The 24,649-nt window shown below is 37.6% G+C and carries 16 protein-coding genes, 4 tRNA genes and 3 rRNA genes; 11 read left to right on the plus strand and 12 right to left on the minus strand.

The window, feature by feature from the left end:
- Positions 1-230: 230 nt before the first annotated feature.
- The 3 genes from XJ32_RS05140 to XJ32_RS05150 form a co-directional block, all read right to left on the minus strand.
- Entirely contained in the window at positions 231-929 is a 699-nt protein-coding gene (locus XJ32_RS05140) for an outer membrane beta-barrel protein (protein WP_077388569.1), read from the minus strand.
- A 558-nt stretch (positions 930-1,487) separates the two neighbouring features.
- A tRNA-Pro gene (locus tag XJ32_RS05145) sits at positions 1,488-1,564 on the minus strand.
- Between the two features lie 189 nt (positions 1,565-1,753).
- Positions 1,754-1,844, minus strand: a tRNA-Ser gene (locus XJ32_RS05150).
- A 250-nt stretch (positions 1,845-2,094) separates the two neighbouring features.
- Here XJ32_RS05150 and XJ32_RS05155 point away from each other — a divergent pair.
- From XJ32_RS05155 to XJ32_RS05175, 5 genes are all read left to right on the plus strand, one after another.
- The gene (locus XJ32_RS05155) at positions 2,095-2,505 is read left to right on the plus strand and encodes an HAD family hydrolase (RefSeq protein ID WP_077388570.1); all 411 of its coding nucleotides are present in this window, start codon (positions 2,095-2,097) and stop codon (positions 2,503-2,505) included.
- Positions 2,506-2,516: 11 nt separating this feature from the next.
- Positions 2,517-3,812 (plus strand): capsular biosynthesis protein, encoded by a 1,296-nt coding sequence (locus XJ32_RS05160; protein ID WP_077388571.1) that lies wholly within the window; start codon positions 2,517-2,519, stop codon positions 3,810-3,812.
- On the plus strand, positions 3,743-4,171 hold the full coding sequence (locus XJ32_RS05165) for a hypothetical protein (protein ID WP_077388572.1): 429 nt from the start codon (positions 3,743-3,745) through the stop codon (positions 4,169-4,171). Before XJ32_RS05160 ends, XJ32_RS05165 begins: the two co-directional genes overlap by 70 nt.
- Positions 4,168-4,911, plus strand: a complete 744-nt coding sequence (locus XJ32_RS05170; protein ID WP_077388573.1) for a glycosyltransferase family 2 protein — start codon at positions 4,168-4,170, stop codon at positions 4,909-4,911. The genes XJ32_RS05165 and XJ32_RS05170 overlap by 4 nt, the downstream gene beginning before the upstream one ends.
- Positions 4,912-4,989: 78 nt before the next feature.
- Positions 4,990-6,141 (plus strand): radical SAM/SPASM domain-containing protein, encoded by a 1,152-nt coding sequence (locus tag XJ32_RS05175; protein ID WP_254422498.1) that lies wholly within the window; start codon positions 4,990-4,992, stop codon positions 6,139-6,141.
- A 392-nt stretch (positions 6,142-6,533) separates the two neighbouring features.
- On the opposite strand, the gene XJ32_RS05180 is transcribed toward XJ32_RS05175, so the two are convergent.
- From XJ32_RS05180 to XJ32_RS05220, 9 genes are all read right to left on the minus strand, one after another.
- Entirely contained in the window at positions 6,534-8,633 is a 2,100-nt protein-coding gene (locus XJ32_RS05180; protein ID WP_254422499.1) for an LTA synthase family protein, read from the minus strand.
- A 293-nt stretch (positions 8,634-8,926) separates the two neighbouring features.
- Positions 8,927-9,301 carry an ATP synthase F1 subunit epsilon gene (gene atpC, locus XJ32_RS05185; RefSeq protein WP_004086510.1) on the minus strand — a complete coding sequence of 125 codons (375 nt, stop codon included), beginning with the start codon at positions 9,299-9,301 and terminating at the stop codon, positions 8,927-8,929.
- Between the two features lie 12 nt (positions 9,302-9,313).
- Positions 9,314-10,723 (minus strand): F0F1 ATP synthase subunit beta, encoded by a 1,410-nt coding sequence (atpD, locus tag XJ32_RS05190; protein WP_005216492.1) that lies wholly within the window; start codon positions 10,721-10,723, stop codon positions 9,314-9,316.
- Positions 10,724-10,745: 22 nt separating this feature from the next.
- Positions 10,746-11,651 (minus strand): ATP synthase F1 subunit gamma, encoded by a 906-nt coding sequence (atpG, locus tag XJ32_RS05195; protein ID WP_004086518.1) that lies wholly within the window; start codon positions 11,649-11,651, stop codon positions 10,746-10,748.
- Positions 11,652-11,663: 12 nt separating this feature from the next.
- Positions 11,664-13,181: a F0F1 ATP synthase subunit alpha gene (atpA, locus tag XJ32_RS05200; protein WP_005216490.1), complete on the minus strand. Its 1,518-nt coding sequence runs from the start codon at positions 13,179-13,181 to the stop codon at positions 11,664-11,666.
- A 13-nt stretch (positions 13,182-13,194) separates the two neighbouring features.
- A complete protein-coding gene (locus XJ32_RS05205) occupies positions 13,195-13,731 on the minus strand; it encodes a F0F1 ATP synthase subunit delta (RefSeq protein WP_077388574.1) in 537 nt (178 codons plus the stop codon).
- Complete coding sequence (locus XJ32_RS05210) at positions 13,732-14,262, minus strand: F0F1 ATP synthase subunit B family protein (RefSeq protein WP_004086524.1); 531 nt, start codon at positions 14,260-14,262, stop codon at positions 13,732-13,734. It lies immediately after the preceding gene.
- A 23-nt stretch (positions 14,263-14,285) separates the two neighbouring features.
- Entirely contained in the window at positions 14,286-14,711 is a 426-nt protein-coding gene (locus XJ32_RS05215) for a F0F1 ATP synthase subunit B family protein (protein ID WP_004086526.1), read from the minus strand.
- Positions 14,712-15,118: 407 nt separating this feature from the next.
- The gene (locus tag XJ32_RS05220) at positions 15,119-17,254 is read right to left on the minus strand and encodes an ATP-dependent helicase (RefSeq protein ID WP_077388575.1); all 2,136 of its coding nucleotides are present in this window, start codon (positions 17,252-17,254) and stop codon (positions 15,119-15,121) included.
- 970 nt (positions 17,255-18,224) lie between these two features.
- On the opposite strand from XJ32_RS05220, the gene XJ32_RS05225 reads away from it, so the two are divergent.
- From XJ32_RS05225 to XJ32_RS05250, 6 genes are all read left to right on the plus strand, one after another.
- Positions 18,225-19,902 (plus strand): 16S ribosomal RNA (locus tag XJ32_RS05225).
- Between the two features lie 244 nt (positions 19,903-20,146).
- Positions 20,147-20,223 (plus strand) — tRNA-Ile (locus XJ32_RS05230).
- A 90-nt stretch (positions 20,224-20,313) separates the two neighbouring features.
- Positions 20,314-20,389, plus strand: a tRNA-Ala gene (locus XJ32_RS05235).
- 361 nt (positions 20,390-20,750) lie between these two features.
- Positions 20,751-23,633, plus strand: a 23S ribosomal RNA gene (locus tag XJ32_RS05240).
- Between the two features lie 520 nt (positions 23,634-24,153).
- Positions 24,154-24,269 (plus strand): 5S ribosomal RNA (gene rrf / locus XJ32_RS05245).
- The 16S, 23S and 5S rRNA genes sit together here with 2 tRNA genes alongside, the layout of an rRNA operon.
- A 126-nt stretch (positions 24,270-24,395) precedes the next feature.
- A complete protein-coding gene (locus XJ32_RS05250; protein ID WP_077388576.1) occupies positions 24,396-24,635 on the plus strand; it encodes a LysE/ArgO family amino acid transporter in 240 nt (79 codons plus the stop codon).
- Positions 24,636-24,649: the final 14 nt, after the last annotated feature.

Raw genomic sequence — 24,649 nt, forward strand, 5'->3', positions numbered from 1 at the left:
CACTAAACTTTGTGCTTATGTAAATGGATTTTGATTTATTTCGTATATATATTCTGTAAAAATACGAAGCGTTTTTTATCTAAGATACATACAAAAATATATCTGTGAAATACAAAAGATTCCCACTTTAAAAGTGGGAATGGAATTTTAATAATGTAAGGTTGTAAGACTGAACAAATAGGTTGAAACAAAGTAGGGCAGAATAAATAAAGGTTATGCCCTATAAAACATTAGAAAATGTAAGAATAACCTACATTAATCACATGTGTATTCATTAGTATTTCGCTTTTATCATTCTTAGTCTTTGAGCTATATCCAGCTGATAGGGCTTGGATTTTTGCACCGATTTCTACTTTATGAGATCCTGCAAAAGTTGCTGCGATACCTACATTTATAGGGATATTGAATCCATTATAATCCTGTCCTTTATTCAAAGTATCAACGATCGTTTTTTCACCAGTTAATCCAGTGATACCATAGCCAAGCCCAAAGCCTACATACGCACCAAGCGTGAAGCTATCTGTATTTAAGAAATTCACCATTACATCAGCGTTTAATGTAATATTTTGGAATGATACATTCACATCTTTCATTCCCATTCCAAGCTTCATAAGCGCTCTACTACCATTAAAGTCATAACCTAGATAGCCTCTCACGCCCACTATCGGCATAAAGAAGTATTGATAACCAGCTTTTAAGCCAACATTAAATGAAGTAGTTGAGGCATTTACACCAAAATTATCCTTTAATTCCCTGTCGGTTGCTTTTTTACCTGTTTCATCATATATTCCCACACCAAAAAGTGAAACACCGCCATGCACACCTACAAATAGACCGCTTTTCTCTCCGCCCTCATCTGCTAAGGCAGTATTACCAAGCCCTATTGCAAGTAATGTGCTTGCAGCCATTATACTAAGAGTTTTTCTCATTGTTTATCCTTTAAAATAATTTAAATTTCCTTTAACTTTGATAAAAAGCTCAAAGGATTTAAAATTTTAATAAAAACAAACAAATCGCAAACTACAAAAAAAAAAAAAACGATTTTTCTGCATTTCAATGGAAAAAATGTAACATTTTTATGGGATTTAGTAATAATTTTACATAAAATGAGAGGAAATCTTGTTTTATTTTAAGCTTTATTAAGTGTTTTAGAAGTTAAGATTCTCTGTCTTATGATTGGAATGCATGGCTTGTGGCACAAAAAGCACAAATCTAAACACTAAAACAACTTGTCATGTTGAGATAGTAAAATACCTAACAACTCAGAATGTAAGAAAGATATTTTGCCTTTTCAAAGGCTCGATACGACACTACATAGAAACAGCTCTAAGTATTTGTGCCCTAATGCTTAAGCCAACATAAATTTGGTCGAGATTCTACAATTATTTTTGGCTTTTATAGAATCTTTATAAAGCCCTACAATATTCTATAAAACAAATAAATAAAAATATATCAAAAATTAAGTAGATAAGGTAGATAAAAAGTAATGGTCGGAGTAGCGGGATTCAAACCCACGACCTCACCCACCCCAAGGGTGCGCGCTATCAGGCTGCGCTATACTCCGCTAAAAATCTAATTGAGCTAGATTCTAAAGTCAGTATCAATTCTAAGCATATTGAGTGAATAACTAAAGCAACCAAGCAAGCTTTATTCTTGAATGCAACACATTAACGAGATCTTAGATTCAATAAAGTCTATGAATGAGTGCCTTATACAAACAAATAATCAACATAACAAAAATTTATTCATAGAGTGGCGGACAGGGAGGGATTCGAACCCTCGGTAATCTTGCGACTACGCATCCTTAGCAGGGATGTGGTTTCAGCCAACTCACCCACCTGTCCTTGTTGTAGATTTCCAATAAAAACAAGTCTGCCAAAAAACAATTTTCAAACAGAAATAAAAGCAGGATTCTATCTAATAAAAGCTTAATTTTTACTTAAAAATCTAGCTTCTGTCTTGTGTAAAAATATAAACCTTGTCAAAGTTTAGTTTGCATGGTTATTTATTTTGTTCTATTTACATAAAGAATTTATAGTTTGCAATTATTTTGTTATAATCTCTACCCTAAATAACACATAAAGATAAGAATAAATGAAAAATATCGTTATTGACCTTGATGGAACACTTACAGAAGATATAGATGTAGAATATAGTGATAAGCCTGTGCGAGTTGAGGTTGTGAAAAAACTAAAAGAATATAAGGCAATGGGCTTTAATATTATCATTTCAACAAGTAGGGGCATGAGAACTTATAATGGTGATATAGGCAAAATTAACGCTAAGGTGTTGCCAGATATTGTAGAGTGGTTAAATAAGCATAATATCCCCTATGATTCTATTATGGTGGGTAAGGCTTGGTGTGGCTTTGATGGATTCTACATTGATGATAAGGCAATTCGCCCATCTGAATTTGTGCAAAAGAGTTATACAGAAATACAAGATATGCTATCACAAGAAGTAGCTTATAAACAAATAATATGCGATAAAAGCAAAAATAGCTAAAGGGATAAGCAGTGATACTTATTACATCGGCACAATATTTGGTTGCAGAATTTCAAATTGAGTTTGGAAAACTGCCACCTGCATTTCTGCCGCTTGGGCAAAAAAGATTCTATGAGTATTACGCACGGCTTTTTCATGCCTATAATGAACCTATTGTTTTAACATTACCTGAAAGTTTTACACTCCATAGCTTTGATATTGCAAATCTAGCAAAACATAATATAGAGATTCTATTTGTCCCTGATAATTTAGGTTTGGGTGAATCTATTGTCTATGCGTTGAACATGAAATTGCCCCTTAATCAGTCTTTACATATTCTACATGGCGATATTTACTTAGAAAAGATAGATAGCACAGAAAATGCCATCGGCGTTATGCATGTGGATAATAATTATGAGTGGGAATATTTAAGCAGTGATTATCGTATTGCTTGTGATTCTAAGCAATCATGTGGCGATCAGCTTGCTCTAAGTGGTTACTTTCATATACAAAATCCTTACACGCTGATACAATCAATAGTGTGTAGCAAGTATGACTATATCAGCGGTTTAAAGCTATATTCACAAGCATATCCATTTCGTGTTGTGGAGCAAAATGGTTGGCAGGACTTTGGGCTGCTTTCAAGTTATTTGCATGCCAAACAGATTATTACCACACAAAGAGCGTTTAATCAATTAGTCTTTCAAGATGGCTTTTATCTCAAAACATCATCATTGCATAAAAAACTGCAAGGCGAGATTAACTGGTTTTTAGAGTTTCCAAAAGACTTATCCCTGCATATTCCACTATTTATGCAGTTAGATAAAAATAGCTATAAGGTTGAGTATTTGTATTTAAATACTTTGGCAGAGCTTTTTGTATTTGGGCGATTAAGTATAATTGTGTGGAAAAATATCCTTAATTCCCTGCATTCTTTTCTCTCTAAACTCCATGCAAAAACTTCTACTAGCCAAACAAATTTTAATTATACGCAAAAAACATTTGAAAGATTAAAAGATTTTTGCAAAGAACGCAATTTTTCATTCACACAGCCTTTTTGTTTTGTTGATAGCAATGCCAAAACACCCCTATCGACAACTCTATCAACAACTATGGGGGGGGGGGGGGCGATATGCCTCTATTTAGCACTGCCGCATTTAGCGTTACTTTGCAAGACATGCTTGCAGATATTGACACATATATTACCCCATCTTCTCATGTTTGTTTTATACATGGTGATTTTTGTTTTAGCAATATTATGTTTGACTTCCGCTCAAATCGCATTAAAACCTATGATCCACGAGGTATTGATTTTAGCGACACAATAACTCCTTATGGCGACAAAAGATATGATTATGCAAAGATATTTCATTCGCTTGTTGGGTTGTATGATTTTATCATTGCTGGTTTTTATAAATGTGAAATTGCTGAATCACACATTTACTTTAACATACAAGAACCTAGCATAGTTTCAAGTTTGCAACAATATTTTATTGAATCTTTTTGCCCACAAAATGCCGCAGAAATCTATGCGATCACAATCCATCTCTTTTTATCCGCACTCCCGCTGCATGCTGATAATCCAAAAAGACAAGACGCTTTATTTGCAAATGCTTTTCGCCTTTACAAGCAGTTTAAAACACTCTATCCCAATTCACTCAATACGGACAAAAGGGGCAAGATATGATAATTGTTATCCCAATGGCAGGACTTAGCTCCAGATTCAAACAAAGCGGCTACAATGAGCCAAAATATATGCTTTCCTTATGGGATAAAAGCGTGTTTTATCATGCGATACATAGCTTTAAAGCATATTTTAACAAGGAAAAGATTCTATTTGTATGCCGTGATATTTGCAATACAAAGGCATTTATCGATGGTGAATGCAAGAAGTTAGGATTGCAATTCTATGAAACAATAACACTCGAAAAAGAAACGATGGGACAAGCCCATACTACGCTGCTAGGCTTAGAAAAAAGTGAGACTAAAGACACAGAATCTTTACTCATTTTTAACATAGATACCTTTAGACCAAATTTTTCTCTACCCATAACAACTGATTTTAGCGAGATTGATGGCTATTTAGAAGTCTTTCACGCTGAAGGGAATGAATGGAGTTTTGTTTTACCTGATAAAAATAGCAATAAAGTCTTAAAAACAAGTGAAAAAGATAGAATCTCATCATTATGTAGTAGTGGTTTATACTATTTTAAACGCACTAGAGACTTTAAAGAAGCCTTGAAGTTTTCCATGCAAAACAACATAACAACAAAGAATGAATACTACATTGCCCCACTCTATAATATATTGATAGAATGGGGCATGGATATACGATTTTTCACAATCAATCTTAGCGAAGTAGTGTTTTGCGGAACACCACGGGACTATGAGAGATTGAAACAACTTGACAAAAAGGATATTGTATGACAGAAATTAAACGCGACATGACATCTTTTACCGGTGTTTTAGGTAGTGAAAGCTTTGATAAACTTGGTGAATTAAAATTTGCTAATATGGGGGGGGGGGGGCAACCCTTGGCATGAATACAGAAGTGCATGGAGTAAATCCGCACGCTTTGAGATAGAGCCTACATTTCCATTGCAAATAAATTTTGAGTTAAATGCAACTTGCAACTTAAAATGCCCCATGTGTCCCATATCGCTAGAATCTAATAGCGATAAAAAGCAATTTGTTTTTCCATTTGAGATTTATAAAAAAGTCATTGATGAAGGCGTAAGTAAAGGTTTAAAAGCAATACGGCTAAATCATGTCAATGAGCCACTATTACGCAATGATTTAGAAGAATTTATTGTATATGCGAAACGCAAAGGAATTTTAGATATTTATCTTTCCACAAATGGCTTACTTCTTACACAACAAAGAGCAAAATCACTTATAGAATCTGGACTAGATAGAATCCAAATTTCACTTGATGCTTTTTCAGAATCTATTTATAAAGAAATGCGACCGGGTAGCAATTATACAAAAGTAAAAGAGCATGTATTACAACTCATTGAGCTAAAAAAGCAAATGCAAAGCATAACTCCGCTTATTCGCGTAAATTTCGTAAGGACGGAAATTAACGAACATGAATTAGATGACTTCATAGCCTTTTGGCGTGATAAAGTCGATATGATTGGCGCACAAGAGATGATAAAGATAAAAACCGCGCGAGACCTTAAAAGCCACACTACAACCAAAATGAAAACATTTCATTGTGCCTATCCCAATCAATTGCTTGTAATCACGGCTGAAGGCAATGTCTTACCATGTTGCACTTTCCATGCAGACACTATGCCTTTAGGGAATCTCTTTAAAGAACTTGAAAAAGATTCAAACTTTTCTTTGGAATCTTTTTGGAATCACAAAGACATTCAAAAACGCGGTTGTTCATCAACTGTTGCTACAAAGATGGATTCTAATGTAGGCTATTTAGTGCAGTTTAATGGCAATGATTTTAATGTTGGCGATGTTGTAAGTGCGGAAATGCCCTATGATGCTAAAAATCCAAATATAGCTGCTATGGTGCTTAATAAAGCTATTGTCGATAACAAATGCGATACGATACTTTTACCTCGCTATGAAGTCGTATCAAAAACTTTTGGTAAAAATATCATAAGAGTTACAGGACGAGCAGCTACTTTCAAAGCAAAATAAACATATTTTCTTTAAGTTCTCTCACAAGGTTGGCTTTCTAGCTGCATTACCTTTTTTATAGTGTAATGCAGTCAGAATTTTTGTATCCACCACTTCTTACCAAGTAGATTCTAAAATTTAGTATCAATTAAAAACGATGCTTGAAGTCCAATCATTTAAAAAAATTAGATTCGATAAGGCTAAATCTCTATTTCCTTTGCAGCCATCTCAAATGCAACAAGAAGTCGAGTTTTATAACTAAAAATTGGAAGCATAACGATTAATAGCTGTGTTAGTGTGATTTAGTCTTGTGGTGTTCTAACAAATTATCATATAAATTAACTCATGAATTAGGGCTTCTATAACACAAACACAGCTTTTTGCTTTTATAGAATCTTAGAAGAAAAATCCAATCATTTAGCATTATATATTCTCCATGATATGGAGTAATTAAAGAGTTCTCGATACAGATTCTCAAAGTCTTTATTGTCTTGTAGCAGAAAGCTTTCATCTAATGCATGTAAGCCAAAGGCTTTTTTAGAATCTGTGTTTATCTCTTTATCTTTCCATAGATACCCAACCCCTGCTTGTGTGGGATAAATCCCATTATCATCAATCCATACTGATCTATTGAATCCAAACTCATATTGCTTTTTATCCACCTTGCCTAGCATATTGCGTCCGCCCACACTCATATATGTCGCATTTGATAGGCTCAAAGCATAGAGTGTAGGCAGTATGTCTTTGTGCGAACCCACACGAGATGGATTATAATGCAGGTTTATTTGATAGGCTTGTGGGATATAGATATAAAAAGGCACACTGAAGTTTAGGGCTTTATCGGTGCTTGGATTTGGTCCAAGATTTCTTAAGCGATGATCGCCTGTTGCACTTATAATTGTATTTTTTGCGAGATTTGATTGCTTGATTCTATCCATAAAATCCCCAAAGGCATTATTAGCATATTGATATAGTTTTATCGGCAATATGAGATTGTCTTGCTCTTTTTGTGTTAGTTTATCTGCCAATTCGCTAGGAAATGAAAGTGGCATAGGCGAAAAAGTGTGCGGTAATAGATGAGGCGGATGATTGCTTGTGGTAAGGATAGCAATAAAGGTTGGCTTTGTAGCACTACTTAGAATCTCAAACGCAAGTCTATATACATACTCATCAGGCACACCCCATGAGTTAGAATCTTGCTTACTTTCTGGATACTTCTCCATCAGCGTAAGGGCATCATAGACTTTATGCGCCCCTTGTGTCTTTGTGTAGTCTTCTAGTCCCTGCCACTGCCCATAGCCCGAAGTGATATAAAAGACTTCGTATCCAGAATCTGCATATATTGAGAATGGATTGTAGGGAAGCTTTATATTCTTATATGAACCAAGCGTGATTTGCTCATTTGGACTCTCAAAGAAAAGGGCTACAAATGATGGGGCTGTGCCATCTGCAGCACTCAAAAAGCGATAAAATACAAAATCACTCCCAAAATGCTTTCTTAAACTCCCAAGCAAATCATTTGTATCCTTTCTATCATGCACTAATGCATTTATACCAAAGCTCTCCATAACATTTAAGACAACATGCGGTGGGTTATCTTTTAGAAAGTTAGAATTTGCTGTGGTATGAAAAAGTGGGAAAAGTCTCTCTTGCAATTCCTTGCCTCTTTCGATATTTGGCTCTTCAAAGGTCGCATTATTTCTATAATCTTTTAACGCCCATTCAAATGCCATAAGTGGATTTGTGGCGATATGATTAAAAATAGGTAATGTAGAAATATGAAAATTATCTGCTTTTATAGGGAAAGTCCCTAAAGTCCCACGCGCTGCGATGATAAGTAGAATAATTAAGCAAAAATGAATAGTCCCATAAATAAAAAGCTTGATAGCATTAAATGTGGTGTTTAGTCTTTCTTTTATTGCATTGTATCTTAATGGAATCTTGTAGGCAAAAAGGGTGATTATCCCGCACAGCAAAGACATTAAGATCCCCCACACAAGCGGATAGTCATGCCACATAATAGAGAGAACGGCTAAAGTATCATCATCTTTTAATCCAAAAATGAAAATATCAATCTTATTGCCATAGGTTTGGAAGTAATAGAAATTTACAAAGGCTGCCACCATAAAAATAAAGCCAAGTAAAAATGCGTAAAATGAAAAGAAAAAGCGACTAAAAGAAGAGAAAAAAGAGTTTAAAGCTACAAAGACTCTAGAGATTACCCCCCCCCCCCCGCTTAATTTCACAGATATTTTAAGAATAGATTCTATAATAAAAGCAATAAGTTTTAGTCCAACAAAAACAAGCATCGCAATGCCAATACTACGCATATCAAGCTTAAAGCCCATAATCCACATTGCATAAAAATCTTTATGCGTAAAGAGTTCTTCGGGGATAAAATGTGCCACCATAATAGCCCTAGCAGAAGAACAAATTATAAGCAAAATTATAATAAACAATAATGTTTGAAAAAGTGTAGTGTAGCTTAGTGTTTTTGTAGTTGTGTTTGTCATGAAAATCCTTGTAAATTAAATATGCGTGAGACTTGCAAGGCTTTTTATTGTTTGTAGATATAGGCATTTAGCGGAAAGCACTAAATTTAACCCTGCAAAATCTTTGTAGATTATGAGAGATGTTAGGTAAAATCTCTCTAATTAGAATCCATGTTGCACTCAATATAACATTTATTAAAATCTAAAAGACTCTAGACTAAGAGAAATTTATAGGGAAAGATAAGAGACATAATCTTTTGATTACACAAATGTATGGCTAGAGTGGTTAGCCAAAAGGATAGCCAACTACTACCTTACTTTGTCTCTTCAAGCTTACGCAATGCCCCAGCAATCATAGAAGTATCACTTGAAGCATCTTCAAGCAGTTTTTTAGCTTGTTCTAGCGCCTTTGATAGCTTACTATCACCACCACGAACGCACACTGCACCATCGGCTAATACGCTCACTTTATTATTACTGATGGAAACATGTCCCCAGTTTATTGCTACAAGATCATGACTTGATTCTGAACGAATGTCAATCACGCCTGTTTGTAAAAGCGCTAACATATCGCAATGTCCGGGCAGAACGCCAAACTCACCCTCTTTACCCGGCAAATAGACAGAATTTACCTTGCCATTAAAAATCTCACCATAAGGAGTAACAATATCGAGTTGAAAATCCTGCATGAATGCTCCTTATTATTTTGCTTGTTTCATATCCTCTGCTTTTTGAAGCACTTCTTGGATATTGCCAACCATATAAAACGCATTTTCTGGTATATGATCGTATTTGCCCTCTAAAATGCCTTTAAAGCCCTCAAGCGTTTCTTGTAAGCTTACATATTTGCCCGGACTGCCTGTAAATACTTCAGCAACAAAGAATGGTTGAGATAGGAATTTCTCAATCTTTCTTGCTCTCTCCACAGTTCGTTTGTCTTCTTCTGATAGCTCGTCCATACCAAGCAAGGCGATAATATCTTGCAAATCTTTATACTTTTGCAACACCTGCTGAATACCTGTTGCAATCTTATAATGCTCTTCGCCAACAACTTGTGGATCAAGGATTCTAGAGCTAGAATCAAGTGGATCCACAGCAGGATAAATACCCTTTTCAGCGATCTTTCTATTAAGAACGGTTTTAGCATCAAGGTGAGAGAAAACAGACGCAGGTGCTGGGTCAGTAAGGTCATCTGCTGGGACATAAACAGCCTGCACTGAAGTAATAGAGCCATTCTTTGTTGAAGTGATACGCTCTTGTAATTTACCCATTTCACTTGCAAGTGTAGGTTGATAACCAACCGCAGATGGAATCCTGCCTAAAAGGGCTGACATTTCCGCACCAGATTGTGCGTAGCGGAAGATATTGTCGATAAACATCAACACATCAAGCCCTTTTTCATCTCTAAAGTATTCTGCCATTGTTAAACCTGTGAAAGCGATTCTATTTCTTGCGCCCGGTGGTTCATTCATCTGTCCGTAGCAAAGGGCAACTTTATCCAAAACACCACTTTCTTTCATTTCGTGGTAAAGGTCGTTTCCTTCCCTTGTTCTTTCGCCAACACCTGCAAATACAGAGTAACCACTATGCTTATACGCAACATTATGTATAAGCTCCATAATAACAACGGTTTTACCAACACCAGCGCCACCAAATAGCCCAACTTTACCACCTTTTGAGTATGGGGCAAGCAAATCAACAACCTTAATACCTGTTTCAAACATTTCTGTTTTTGTGCTTTGATTATCAAAGCTTGGAGATTCTCTGTGGATAGGCCATTTTACCGCCGCCTTAACCGGCTCACCATCATCAACAACTTCACCAATAACATTAAAGATTCTACCTAATACTTCTTCGCCAACTGGGACTTCAATCATCGCACCACGCGCTTTAACTTCTTGTCCTCTTGTAAGCCCTTCTGTCATATCCATAGCGATTGTTCTTACGACATTATCGCCCAAGTGTGCCGCTACTTCTAATACAAGCTGCTTTTCTTCAGAATCAAACTTGTAATTTACATCAAGTGCCTCATTAATTTCTGGCAAATAATTTTCAAACTCAACATCAACAACAGGTCCCATGACTTGTGTGATTTTACCTACTTTATTCATATTTAAAGCTCCTTTCACATATTTACTTCATGGCTTCTACGCCAGCATTAATCTCAACTAATTCTGTTGTAATCGCTTCTTGTCGTGCTTTATTGTAAGAAATAGTCAGCGTTTTTACTAACTCAGTAGCATTATTTGTCGCCGCATCCATTGCTTGCATTCTTGCACTATGCTCTGCCGCTAGAGAATCTACAAGCGCATAATACATATTATATTCTACATACTTTTTTGCTAACTCATCTAGAATCATATTCTCTTCATCTTCGGGCGAAATGTTTAAAACGCTAGACATCTCGCTATCTTGCTGCAAGGCGTCTTTATCCGGCACAAGTGGCAGAATCTTCACACTTTTCAATTCTTGTGAGATAAGATTCTTAAATCCATTATGCACGATAATAACTTCGTCTGTTTTACCTGCTAAGAAATCATCGACAACCGCACCAATAAAGCTACTTGATTTTTCGTAATCCGGTGAAGCACTCAAATCCGCTACACTAGCTTCTAAAGGAATGTTGTTGAATGCAAAAAACGCATTACCCTTTTTGCCAACACAGCGAAATCTTACTCGTATCTTTTTCTTTTCATACTCATCTCTTAAGCGTAAAACCTCTTTCATGGTGATACTATTAAAGCCACCACACAAGCCTTTATCCGCAGTTACAAATACAATATCTACAATTTTTACATCATGAGATTCTGTATTGTTGAAGAACTTGCTATCAATATTTGTTAAACCACTTCGCTTAATACGCAACATCATGTCGTAAAAAACTTCATTTAACTTATCCGCAAATGCCCTAGCCCTTCTTGCCATCTCTTCAGCTTTTTTAAGCTTTGAGGTCGAGACTAGCTTCATAGCACGCGTAGTTTTCTTAGTGTTATTTACGCTTGATATTTTTTTCCTAATTTCTTTTAGTCCATTTGCCATAAGTATGCCTTATTAAATCGCAAAACTTGTTCTAAACTCACTTAATGCCTTGTTAAGCAAAGATTCTATCTCTTTATCTAGCGCTTTTTTAGAGCTTATATCTTCAAAAATGCTTGGATATTTTGCTTCAATAAATGGATAAAGCTGTCTTTCAAACTCAACAACCTTATTTGCAGGAATATCATCTAAGAATCCTTTCGCACCGGCATAAATGATAGTTACTTGTCGCTCAATTGGCAGTGGGCTATATGGTCCCTGCTTTAAGACTTCCACCATTTTTTGCCCTCTCTCAAGCTGTCTTCTGCTTGACTCATCAAGGTCTGAAGCAAATTGTGCGAATGCTTGCAGCTCCCTAAATTGTGCAAGGTCAAGTCGTAATGTCCCGGCAACTTGTTTTGTTGCCTTAATCTGTGCAGCACCACCAACACGCGATACAGATAAACCAACATTGATCGCAGGGCGAATACCAGAGTTAAATAAATCTGTCTCAAGGAATATCTGTCCATCTGTAATTGAAATAACATTTGTAGGAATGTAGGCTGAAACATCGCCTGCTTGTGTTTCAATGATAGGCAATGCAGTCAAAGATCCAGCACCAAGCTCATCACTCAATTTAGCCGCACGCTCAAGCAAACGAGAGTGGATATAGAAAACATCACCCGGAAAAGCTTCTCTTCCCGGAGGTCTTCTTAGAATAAGGCTCATTTCACGATAAGCAACAGCATGCTTTGTAAGATCATCATAGATAATAAGTGCATGTTTGCCATTATCCCTAAAATACTCCCCAATTGTAACACCAGAGTAAGGTGCAAGATACTGCATAGCCGCACTTGAACTCGCAGAAGCATTCACTACAACCGTGTATTCCATAGCACCATGCTCTTCAAGCTTACGCACAACTTGTGCCACAGTAGATTCTTTTTGTCCTATGGCAACATAGATACAATAAACACCTTGCCCTTTTTGGTTGATAATCGCATCGATAGCAACGGTCGTTTTCCCAGTTTGTCTATCACCAATGATAAGCTCTCTTTGTCCCCTACCGATAGGCACAAGTGCATCAATAGCTTTAATACCTGTTTGCAATGGCTCATGCACACTTTTTCGTTGCATAATGCCGGGAGCTTTTTGCTCGATAAAACGATATTCATTTGATTCTATCGCACCTTTGCCATCAAGTGGCTCACCAACGGTATTTACAACGCGACCTATTACACTTTCTCCAACTGGAATCTTCATAAGGCGATTTAATCGCTTAACAGTTGTGCCTTCTTTAATACCTTTTCCATTACCAAGCACAACAACACCAACACTGCCCTCTTCAAGGTTAAGTGCTAGTCCCTTTTCACCTGTGTCAAACTCGACCATCTCATACGACATAACATCGTTTAAGCCATATACCTTAGCAACACCATCAGCGTAACTCGTAACCTTGCCAACTTGACTAATATCAACCTGCAGGTCAAACTGCTCAATCTTTTCGCGGATAATAGAGCTTATTTCTTCGGGTTTTAATTTTGCGGTAACCATGTGTCTCCTTCTATTAGATTGCTTTTAAAATAAAGTCTTGTAATTCTTGCGTGAATTTATGTTTTAAGAACGCAACTTCAATGCCCAACTCCGTAACCTCAAGCTTAATGCCATCTAGAGTAGGATCAATGCTTTGGGTAACTTTTAGTGTCGTGCCTAGTTTCCTGCCAAGCTTATCCTGAATGTTGAGCAGAGAATCTTGACCTAATTCTTGTTTCACATAAAGTGTAGCTTGATACACATTAAGGCGACTATCAATAATTTTTTTAAGCTCAAGTGCTACAAAAGGTAGCAAATAGATTCTGTCGTTTTTAACAAGAATTGTTAAAAGCTTTTCAGCATAAGGGTTCGCTGTAATATCAACAAGAGATTTTAGAAATGCAAGCTTACTTGTGTTGTCAATAATGGGCGACATGACAATATCTCTAAATTTGCTTATAGCAAACATTTTATTTATCTCTGCGTATGTGTTATACACCTGCGTAATGTCGACATTGGGGACACCAGCTAATGCTTTGGCGTATTTTTTTGCTATAACATGTTCTTGCATTTACACCACCTTCTTTTCTAGGATTCCAACATAATCTTTGGATTCAAGTTTTAAGGCTTGGCTTACAAATGCTTCCTGTAAGATCTCTGCAACAAGCTGCTTTTGTAGCATTTTTTCTTGAAATTCCATTGCTTCTTCATTTGCTTTTAATAGATTTGCAATTTGTTCTTTCGTTTTCTCTTCAATACGCAATACAGACGCATTTGCTTCTTTTTTGGCAGTAGCAATTATTTCTGCCGCTTGCTCTTTTGCTTCTTTCAATCGCTGTTGTGCTTTTTCTTTCTTTGCTCTTATCTCATTTACTTTTTCTTGTGTCTGTGAAAGCTTATTTGCAATGCCTTTTGTGCGTTCTTGTAACATGGACTTAAGCCTATCTGCAAGTAAATACCACATTAACGCCACAAAAATAACAAAGTTTATCAATCTTTCTATAATGTCAGTTTTTGAAATATCCATCACATGAGCTTCGCCACTTGCATAGGATATGCTACATAGCACAAAGCACATGAAAGCCATATATATGTATCGCATACTTATTCCTTTATACACTAACTTTAAATATGTTTAATCTTTGCAGCAAGTAAAGATTCTATATCGCCTATATTTGCACGCAATTCATTTTTCATAGAATCCCTGCTTTCCTGCAATTTTGCCATGAAAGCATCCATTTTCTCTCGGTTTTCATTTTGCATACGCTCTATTTTTGCACCTGCACTCTTTTTCGCCTCTTCAACTTGCTCTTCCTTAGCTGTAAAAGCCTGTGTCTTCGCATGAGATAAAATCTCATGAATCTCGTTTTCTATGCGTTGAAGTTCATTATCTTCACGCGTTACAAGCTCTAAATCACTTGTAACTTTCTGTTCTCTTTGGTCCATATAGGCAAAAAGTGGCTGGAATACAAACTTATTGAGCATAAACATTGTAACCATAAACACTATAAACACGACAAGCATGACCTGTGGATTTGGCATAATTTCCATATTTTTCCCTTTTTACTTGTTTGCTTGGCAACTTTGCGATTATATTTTAAAAAACTAAGTCGCTATTGTAGCAAATTTCTAGCTAAGTTACAATACTAAAAGCTTAAAAAACGCATAATTTGAAAATAAAATTGCAAAAAATTGTAAGTTTAGGGTATAAAATAAACAAAATTTATACTTATATGGAATCCATAAAGAAGTGCGAATAATATCTTATGGAATCTGGAATCGCATGTATTAAGCTATGCTTGTAATATTAGAATCTTATTATGTTGAGGGCTAAATAAAAACCTTTTTTAAGTCTCTGCTAAAAGTTTTGCTATGCTACTATGCCTAGCATTATATAATTACTGAAATCTAGGCTCCAAATTACTAGCAATCGCTCAATCGCTTCAAACAAACATGCTTTATGCTTTTGTGAGAAAAGATATAAGGATATTTCTCTTTGTGCCGCCAAAATTTACCATTGCGGTTGAGTTGTCGCCTAGCTCTCTTACAGATTCTATCCTGCCAAAGCCAAATATTTTATGCTGGACACAATCGCCGCGTTTTAGCCCAGCCACACATTTATCACTTTCTTCAGGTTTTAATATCGCATTTTGTTTTGATACTACACCACATTCTGTTAAAAATTGTGATGGGTAATACTCTCTGTATTTGCCATGACGCATTCTCTCTTTTGCATAGCTTAGCGTAAGTGTATCTTTTGCACGGGTAAAGGCTACATAGGCAAGTCTTCGTTCTTCATTAAGATTTTGTGTGTTTTTATCAACAGAATCTATACTTATTTCATAAAAATTCATTAATGGAAATAAGCCTTGCTCCATGCCGATAACAAATACATGCTTAAACTCTAACCCCTTGCTATTATGTACGCTCATGCAAAGCACATTGTGAGAATCTTCCATATCGCTACTAGAGCTTAATGCTATATCATTTAAAAATGCTTGTATTATCTCTTCATTACTAGCGTAATCCCCGCCCCTCTCACATTCTATAAAATCTAGCAAAGTCGCAAATAGCTCGTCCATATTTTTCCTGCGATCCTCATTGCTTTCAGAATCTTTTGTTGGTATATCATCTGCATAAAGTTTTATTTTGGTTTTAAAAAAATGCGGTATTTCGCTTGGATTAAGCTGCAAACACTCCCTTAAAGATTCTATTAATGTAAAAAACTCGCTTAGCCTTGCATGGCATTTAAGTGAAGATAATCCGCCTTGTTTCCATGCGACATATATGCTTGTGTATTGCGTACTTGCGGCTATTATATTTTCAAATGTCTTTTCGCCGATACTTCTCTTTGGTTGATTGATAATTCGCTCAAGTGAAAAGTTATCATCAAGGTTTAGGGCTAAACGCAAATAGGCAAGCACATCTTTAATCTCTTGTCTATCATAAAATCGTATAACGCCTACCATTTTGAATGGAATCTTAGCGCGATTAAAGCATTCTTCTACATTTCTTGCAAGTGCGTTTAAGCGGAATAATATCGCAATGTCATTATAGCTCTCGCCCTGTGCTATGAGTGTCTGTATAGATTCTATAATCTGTTTCATCTCGGCTTTGTCATCATGGCTTTTTATATATTGGACTTTTTTGCCATTATGCCTTGTTGCTTTTAGAATCTTATCATATCGTGTTGTGTTGTGTGATATAAGATTATTTGCGATTGTTAGAATCTCTTCTGTGCTGCGATAGTTTTGCTCTAGCTTTACTATCTTTGTATTTTCAAATTGGGCATCAAAGTCTAGGATATTTTCGATATTTGCACCACGCCAACTATAAATACTTTGGTCATCATCGCCTACTACACAAAGATTCTCATGTGTGGCACATAGAAGTTTTAAAAGACTTGCTTGCAGGTTGTTTGTATCTTGATATTCATCTACCATGATATATTGATATTTATTGCTTATTTGTGTGCGTAAAGTTTCATTTTCATATAAGATTCTATAAGGTAGCAGTAATAAGTCGTCAAAATCTACAAGGTTATTTGCGTAAAGATAGTCTTCATATTTTTGATAAATCTTTGCGACTTGTGCATCTATCATGTTTGGGCTTTGCTTTGCAATATCTGGCAATATCGCATTATTTTTATAATCAGATATAGCACTTGAGAGTGTTGCGGGAGTTAATTCTTTTGCGATATTTTTGCTATTTTTCTTTATATTTCGTATTATCTTTCGCTTATCATCTTCATCTATGACATTAAACATGGAATTACGCGCAAGTAAATGAATGTAGCGTTGTAAGAAAAGCAATCCAAATTTATGAAAGGTGCAAAGCAAGGGGGTATTTATCACAGGAATACTCATTGATTCTATAAGCTTTAATGCTCTCTCTCGCATTTCTCTTGCGGCTTTATTTGTGAATGTTAATGTTAATGTGTTTTGTGCGGGGATACCTATACTTAAGAGATAGGCAAGTCTTGTTGTTAGCGTTTTAGTTTTGCCGCTTCCAGCCCCAGCAAGTATAAGCAAGGCATTATCTACATGGATGGCGGCTTCTCTTTGAGCGTCATTAAGTGATTCTAAAATATCCACAATTATTCCTTATTTTTATTTGATTTGTGTTTGCATGATTCTGAATGTAATTATAGACTATATTATAAGTGTTAGGGATATTGTTTTGCTGTATTGCTTTTTGTTTGTGTAAAAGCATGTCGTTACTATCACCTAATATCTAATACAATGTAATTTTAATTTACATGATAGTCATTAGAATTGCCTTAAAAAATCCCCCCTAAAAAACAAACTCAAAAAAAATCAAAAACTTTTTTAAATTTAAGCTTTATTTAAGCTTTATTAGCATATAATTCTGTTTCTCAAGTTTGCAGAAAGCAAATTAAAGATTTACAAGATGTAAATATACCGAATATTATAGCATTTTTTCATTAAAATCAGTAATATTTTTATCAAACTCTTTTTATCCTTTTAGATTTTAGAGTTTTTATATTTTGTTTTACTTTTTTGTGTTTTTGTTAATACTTGCGTTATTTGACTTTGGAAATTTTGATATTTTTAAAGCAATGATCTTTGACAACTAAGCAAGATTTGATTGTGATATTGTAGCTAGATTGTTTAAAGTTAATATCTTAGTTTTGTAAAATTATTATGAAATTTGAATATTGCTTTTTACTATGTTTTAAATGCTTCAATTTTATTTTAACAACCAAGTCTTTAAATTGTTAATCTATACAACTCGACTATAACTGATTTATTATGTTTTGCTTTAGTCTTTGTAAGAGAGTAGGGCAGGGCATAGTAAGTTTTAGTCTTTGTGAAACATTTTAGAGATTAGGACAAATTCTTTAAATAATAATCTTTAATGTTATGGCATTTTGTATGTAACTTATGTTAAATATGAAATGTTGTTTGATATTGAGATTATTTGTGAAGATTCTAACTGATATATTTTAAGCTATATGTTTATTGTGTATTTTGTTGGGTTTTCATTATTTATGGAGAGTTTGCTACTATTAATTAATTTTGATAGATACAAACTTCCATAATTCTTATGGAGAGTTTGATCCTGGCTCAGAGTGAACGCTGGCGGCGTGCCTAATACATGCAAGTCGAACGATGAAGCTTCTAGCTTGCTAGAAGTGGATTAGTGGCGCACGGGTGAGTAATGCATAGGTTATGTGCCCTTTAGTCTGGGATAGCCACTGGAAACGGTGATTAATACTGGATACTCCCTACGGGGGAAAGGGGCTTTCAATAAAGAATTTCTCTTTTTAGTGCTTTGTGTTGTTGGCACAAAATTCTAGTATTTGGAATGAGAAATTGATGTTGTGAAGCAATTTGTGCGGAGACTAGACTTAGTGTCTGTCGCACAAGCAAATTGCGAACCCATCGATTTATCGTCCAAAGACGAATTTTTTATTGAAAGCCTTCGCTAAAGGATCAGCCTATGTCCTATCAGCTTGTTGGTGAGGTAATGGCTCACCAAGGCTATGACGGGTATCCGGCCTGAGAGGGTGATCGGACACACTGGAACTGAGACACGGTCCAGACTCCTACGGGAGGCAGCAGTAGGGAATATTGCTCAATGGGGGAAACCCTGAAGCAGCAACGCCGCGTGGAGGATGAAGGTTTTAGGATTGTAAACTCCTTTTGTAAGAGAAGATTATGACGGTATCTTACGAATAAGCACCGGCTAACTCCGTGCCAGCAGCCGCGGTAATACGGAGGGTGCAAGCGTTACTCGGAATCACTGGGCGTAAAGAGCGCGTAGGCGGGTGGTCAAGTCAGATGTGAAATCCTGTAGCTTAACTACAGAACTGCATTTGAAACTGACCATCTAGAGTATGGGAGAGGTAGGTGGAATTCTTGGTGTAGGGGTAAAATCCGTAGAGATCAAGAGGAATACTCATTGCGAAGGCGACCTGCTGGAACATTACTGACGCTGATGCGCGAAAGCGTGGGGAGCAAACAGGATTAGATACCCTGGTAGTCCACGCCCTAAACGATGAATGCTAGTTGTTGCCCTGCTTGTCAGGGCAGTAATGCAGCTAACGCATTAAGCATTCCGCCTGGGGAGTACGGTCGCAAGATTAAAACTCAAAGGAATAGACGGGGACCCGCACAAGCGGTGGAGCATGTGGTTTAATTCGAGTCTACGCGAAGAACCTTACCTAGGCTTGACATTGATAGAATCCGCTAGAGATAGTGGAGTGCTGGCTTGCCAGAGCTTGAAAACAGGTGCTGCACGGCTGTCGTCAGCTCGTGTCGTGAGATGTTGGGTTAAGTCCCGCAACGAGCGCAACCCTCGTCCTTAGTTGCTAGCAGTTCGGCTGAGCACTCTAAGGAGACTGCCTTCGTAAGGAGGAGGAAGGTGAGGACGACGTTAAGTCATCATGGCCCTTACGCCTAGGGCTACACACGTGCTACAATGGGACATACAAAAAGATGCAATACCGCGAGGTGGAGCAAATCTCTAAAATGTCTCTCAGTTCGGATTGTAGTCTGCAACTCGACTACATGAAGCTGGAATCGCTAGTAATCGTGAATCAGCCATGTCACGGTGAATACGTTCCCGGGTCTTGTACTCACCGCCCGTCACACCATGGGAGTTGTATTCGCCTTAAGTCGGGATACTAAATTGGTTACCGCCCACGGCGGATGCAGCGACTGGGGTGAAGTCGTAACAAGGTAACCGTAGGTGAACCTGCGGTTGGATCACCTCCTTTCTAGAGATATGTTAAGATATTTGTTTATCTTAATCATTATGAAGTTGTTTAGATATAGTTGCTATATAGTCTATAAATTATGTCTTTTTATAGTTGTATGCTATGTGGTAGTGATAGTTTGGCTATGATATTGCATCTTGCTTAGTTTTCAGAGATTATTTGCGTATTTTATAAATATTAAATATTGAAATCGAATTTATGTCATATTTTGCTATTGCTTTTAACTAGCTTTCTCTTTAGTAAAGGGCTTATAGCTCAGGTGGTTAGAGCGCACCCCTGATAAGGGTGAGGTCGGAGGTTCAAGTCCTCCTAAGCCCACCATAAATTATTCTTTTTAATGCTTTGTAGAGTGTTAGAAAATAACTAAAGTTGAATATGGAAACTAGATTCTAGTTTTACTATCATCGTTAGGGGGAATTAGCTCAGCTGGGAGAGCGCCTGCTTTGCACGCAGGAGGTCAGCGGTTCGATCCCGCTATTCTCCACCATTTTGAGAATAGTCTCTAGGTATGCTATGTAGATGGGTAATGCAATAATATGATTTAAAAGAGAGTATATAAGTTTATTATAAATAATATAAAAAATGATTTGATATGTTGAATACACATAGCATAGGTTTTAATTACATGAAGCTTATAGATATGTGTAAGAGATATATGAAGTCTAATGCAAGGTTTTACTTGTTTTATCTAAAGAAAACTTTGCATTAGACTTTAGTCTAAATGTTATTTGAAATTTTATTGTTAATAGCCTAAATAGTAATTAACTACAATTACGCGACATACTTGTCTTATTGGGGCAGAGTTTGATAAAAAACTCTTGCATTCAATAAGGCAGTATCCTTGGAAGTAAAAAGCTTTTAAGGGCAGATGGTGGATGCCTTGGGTGATAGAGGCGATGAAGGACGTACTAAGCTGCGATAAGCTATGGGGAGCTGCTAAGAAGCTTTGATCCATAGATTTCCGAATGGGGCAACCCAATACATAGAGATATGTATTACCTTTAATGGAGCGAACCTAGCGAAGTGAAACATCTCAGTAGCTAGAGGAAAAGAAATCAATAGAGATTCTCCTAGTAGCGGCGAGCGAACGGGGAAAAGGGCAAACCAGTAGCTTGCTACTGGGGTTGAGGACTGCAATATCCACTTGAATAATGTAGCAGAAGTGTTTGGAAAAACACATCATAGAGGGTGATAGTCCCGTATGCGAAATATTATTCATAGGTAGCAGGATCCAGAGTAGGCCAGGACACGTGAAATCCGGGCTGAAGCCGGGGAGACCACTCTCCAACCCTAAATACTACTATCACACCGATAGCGAACAAGTACCGTGAGGGAAAGGTGAAAAGAACCGCAGTGAGCGGAGTGAAATAGAACCTGAAACCATCTGCCTACAATCATTCGGAGCCCTATGATTTATCAGGGTGACGGACTGCCTTTTGCATAATGATCCTGCGAGTTGTGGTATCTGGCAAGGTTAAGCACACGCGAAGCCGTAGCGAAAGCGAGTCTGAAAGGGCGTTTAGTCAGATGCTGCAGACCCGAAGCCAAGTGATCTATCCATGGCCAAGTTGAAGCGAGTGTAATAGCTCGTGGAGGACTGAACTCGTACCCATTGAAACGGGTTGGGATGAGCTGTGGATAGGGGTGAAAGGCCAAACAAACTTGGTGATAGCTGGTTCTCTTCGAAATATATTTAGGTATAGCCTCAAGTGATAGTAATAGGGGGTAGAGCTCTGATTGGGCTAGGGCTGCTCACCGCGGTACCAACCCCTGTCAAACTGCAAATACCTATTACCGTATCTTGGGAGTCAGGCGGTGGGTGATAAAATCAATCGTCAAAAGGGGAACAACCCAGACTACCAACTAAGGTCCCAAAGTTCTATTCTAAGTGGAAAATGATGTGAAGTTACTCAGACAACCAGGAGGTTGGCTTAGAAGCAGCCATCCTTTAAAGAAAGCGTAACAGCTCACTGGTCTAGTGATTTTGCGCAGAAAATATAACGGGGCTAAGATAGACACCGAAGTTGTAGATTGTGCTGATGCACAGTGGTAGAAGAGCGTTCGTATCAGCGTTGAAGGCATACCGGTAAGGAGTGCTGGAGCGATGCGAAGTGAGCATGCAGGAATGAGTAGCGATAAAAGTGGTGAGAATCCACTTCGCCGAAAGTCTAAGGTTTCCTACGCGATGCTCGTCATCGTAGGGTTAGTCGGGTCCTAAGACAAGTCAGAAATGGGTAGTCGATGGAAAATGGGTTAATATTCCCATACCAACATTAGTGTGCGATGGGGGGACGCATAGGGCTAAGTAGCGTTAGCTGATGGAAGTGCTAATTTAAAAGCGTAGATTGAGAGATAGGTAAATCCGCTCTTGTATTCGAAACTTGAATAGCTTGTTGCGATCTTCGGATCAAGATGAGTGCTACTGACGCCGTCGTGCCAAGAAAAGCCTCTAAGTTTAGCTAATGTTGCCCGTACCGCAAACCGACACAGGTAGATGAGATGAGTATTCTAAGGCGCGTGAAAGAACTCTGGTTAAGGAACTCTGCAAACTAGCACCGTAAGTTCGCGATAAGGTGTGCCTAAGTAATTAGGTCTCAGCAAAGAGTCCCTCCCGACTGTTTACCAAAAACACAGCACTTTGCAAACTCGTAAGAGGAAGTATAAGGTGTGACGCCTGCCCGGTGCTCGAAGGTTAAGAGGATTCGTTAGACGCAAGTCGAAGCGTTGAATTGAAGCCCGAGTAAACGGCGGCCGTAACTATAACGGTCCTAAGGTAGCGAAATTCCTTGTCGGTTAAATACCGACCTGCATGAATGGCGTAACGAGATGGGAGCTGTCTCAACCAGGGATTCAGTGAAATTGTAGTGGAGGTGAAAATTCCTCCTACCCGCGGCAAGACGGCAAGACCCCGTGGACCTTTACTACAGCTTGGCACTGCCGATGGGAGCATTATGCGCAGGATAGGTGGGAGGCTTTGAAGTCTTCACTCTGGTGGAGATGGAGCCATCCTTGAGATACCACCCTTAATGTTTCTGTCTGCTAACTGGCTAGAGTTATCCTCTAGCAGGACAATGCCTGGTGGGTAGTTTGACTGGGGCGGTCGCCTCCTAAAAAGTAACGGAGGCTTGCAAAGGTTGGCTCATTGCGGTTGGAAATCGCAAGTAGAGTGTAATGGCATAAGCCAGCCTGACTGTAAGACAAACAAGTCGAGCAGAGACGAAAGTCGGTCATAGTGATCCGGTGATTCTGTGTGGAAGGGTCATCGCTCAAAGGATAAAAGGTACCCCGGGGATAACAGGCTGATCTCCCCCAAGAGCTCACATCGACGGGGAGGTTTGGCACCTCGATGTCGGCTCATCGCATCCTGGGGCTGGAGCAGGTCCCAAGGGTATGGCTGTTCGCCATTTAAAGCGGTACGCGAGCTGGGTTCAGAACGTCGTGAGACAGTTCGGTCCCTATCTGCCGTGGGCGTAGGAAAGTTGAGGAGAGCTGTCCCTAGTACGAGAGGACCGGGATGGACACGCCACTGGTGTAAGAGTTGTTCTGCCAAGAGCATCGCTCTGTAGCTACGCGTGGATGTGATAACCGCTGAAAGCATCTAAGCGGGAAGCCAACTCCAAGATTAACTTTCCCTGAAGGTCGCAGCAAGACTAGCTGCTTGATAGGGTAGGTGTGTAAGCATAGTAATATGTTCAGCTGACTACTACTAATAGACCGTTTGGCTTTTTATATAAGGATTACTGCCTTATTGAGTGCAAGATTCTAAGGGTTTTTACAGAATCTGCTTTCATAAGAGAGAAGTAAGAAGTGTAATTGATATAGTTAGTTACTAGAAAAAGACAAATAACATTTGGGCTTTTATAGATAGCATAGATTCTAATAATGCAGTCTATGACATATCAAAGGCTATTAACACCATTACCCTATAAGGAAAATGGAAATAAGGACAAAAGAAAAAAGCAAAACGAGATAAGTGAAAGTAATACAGGTTAGCTTTTATAGAATCTAGTGATTATGGGTTAGATTCTAGTTTGAGAGTTTAGTTTAGTATTCGTCTCTTTTCTTTGTTTGCTTCTATGAAGTTTGATTGTAATGAGCTTAACTTAAAAGTTGGGCTTAAGACAGATTCAAACATAAAAACAAACATAGCATAGAGCTTGGAGCTTGTGTAAGTTTTTAGGGCTATCAAGTTTTATTTTTTTAAATTGTAGAGCTTTAGCTTATTAGTTGATTTGTCTTTATTTCCCTTTTCCTTGTGTCTATAGAGAGAAGGCAACACCCAGCTCCATTCCGAACCTGGCAGTTAAGCTTCTCTTCGCCGATGATACTGCACCTTTCAGGTGTGGGAATGTAGGTCGATGCAGGGATAGGGAAATTTTAAATTCTTCTTATAATTATTTTTTTAGCTACTTTTTTATTTTTTGATTTTTTTGTTGTTGTATTTGCCTTTCAATGTATTTGTAATAAAATGATAGAATTAATAGGGTAGGTTTATGGGGATTTTCCTAAAAGGTTTTCTTTTATCTCTTTCGCTTATTGTTGCTATTGGGGCACAAAATGCTTTTATTATTAAGCAGGGCATAACTCGTAATTATGTTTTTGTGGTGAGTGGAATCTGCTTTATCTGCGATGTGATTCTAATGGGACTTGGGATTTTTGGGGTAGGGGAGTTTTTAGCGAAAAATAAAGTTTTAAACTTGTCAATTAAATGTTTGACATATGGCTTCATATAATCAAAATTTGTGCT

It is taken from the genome of Helicobacter bilis, from assembly GCF_001999985.1.
GTDB classification, from domain to species: Bacteria; Campylobacterota; Campylobacteria; order Campylobacterales; family Helicobacteraceae; genus Helicobacter_A; species Helicobacter_A rappini.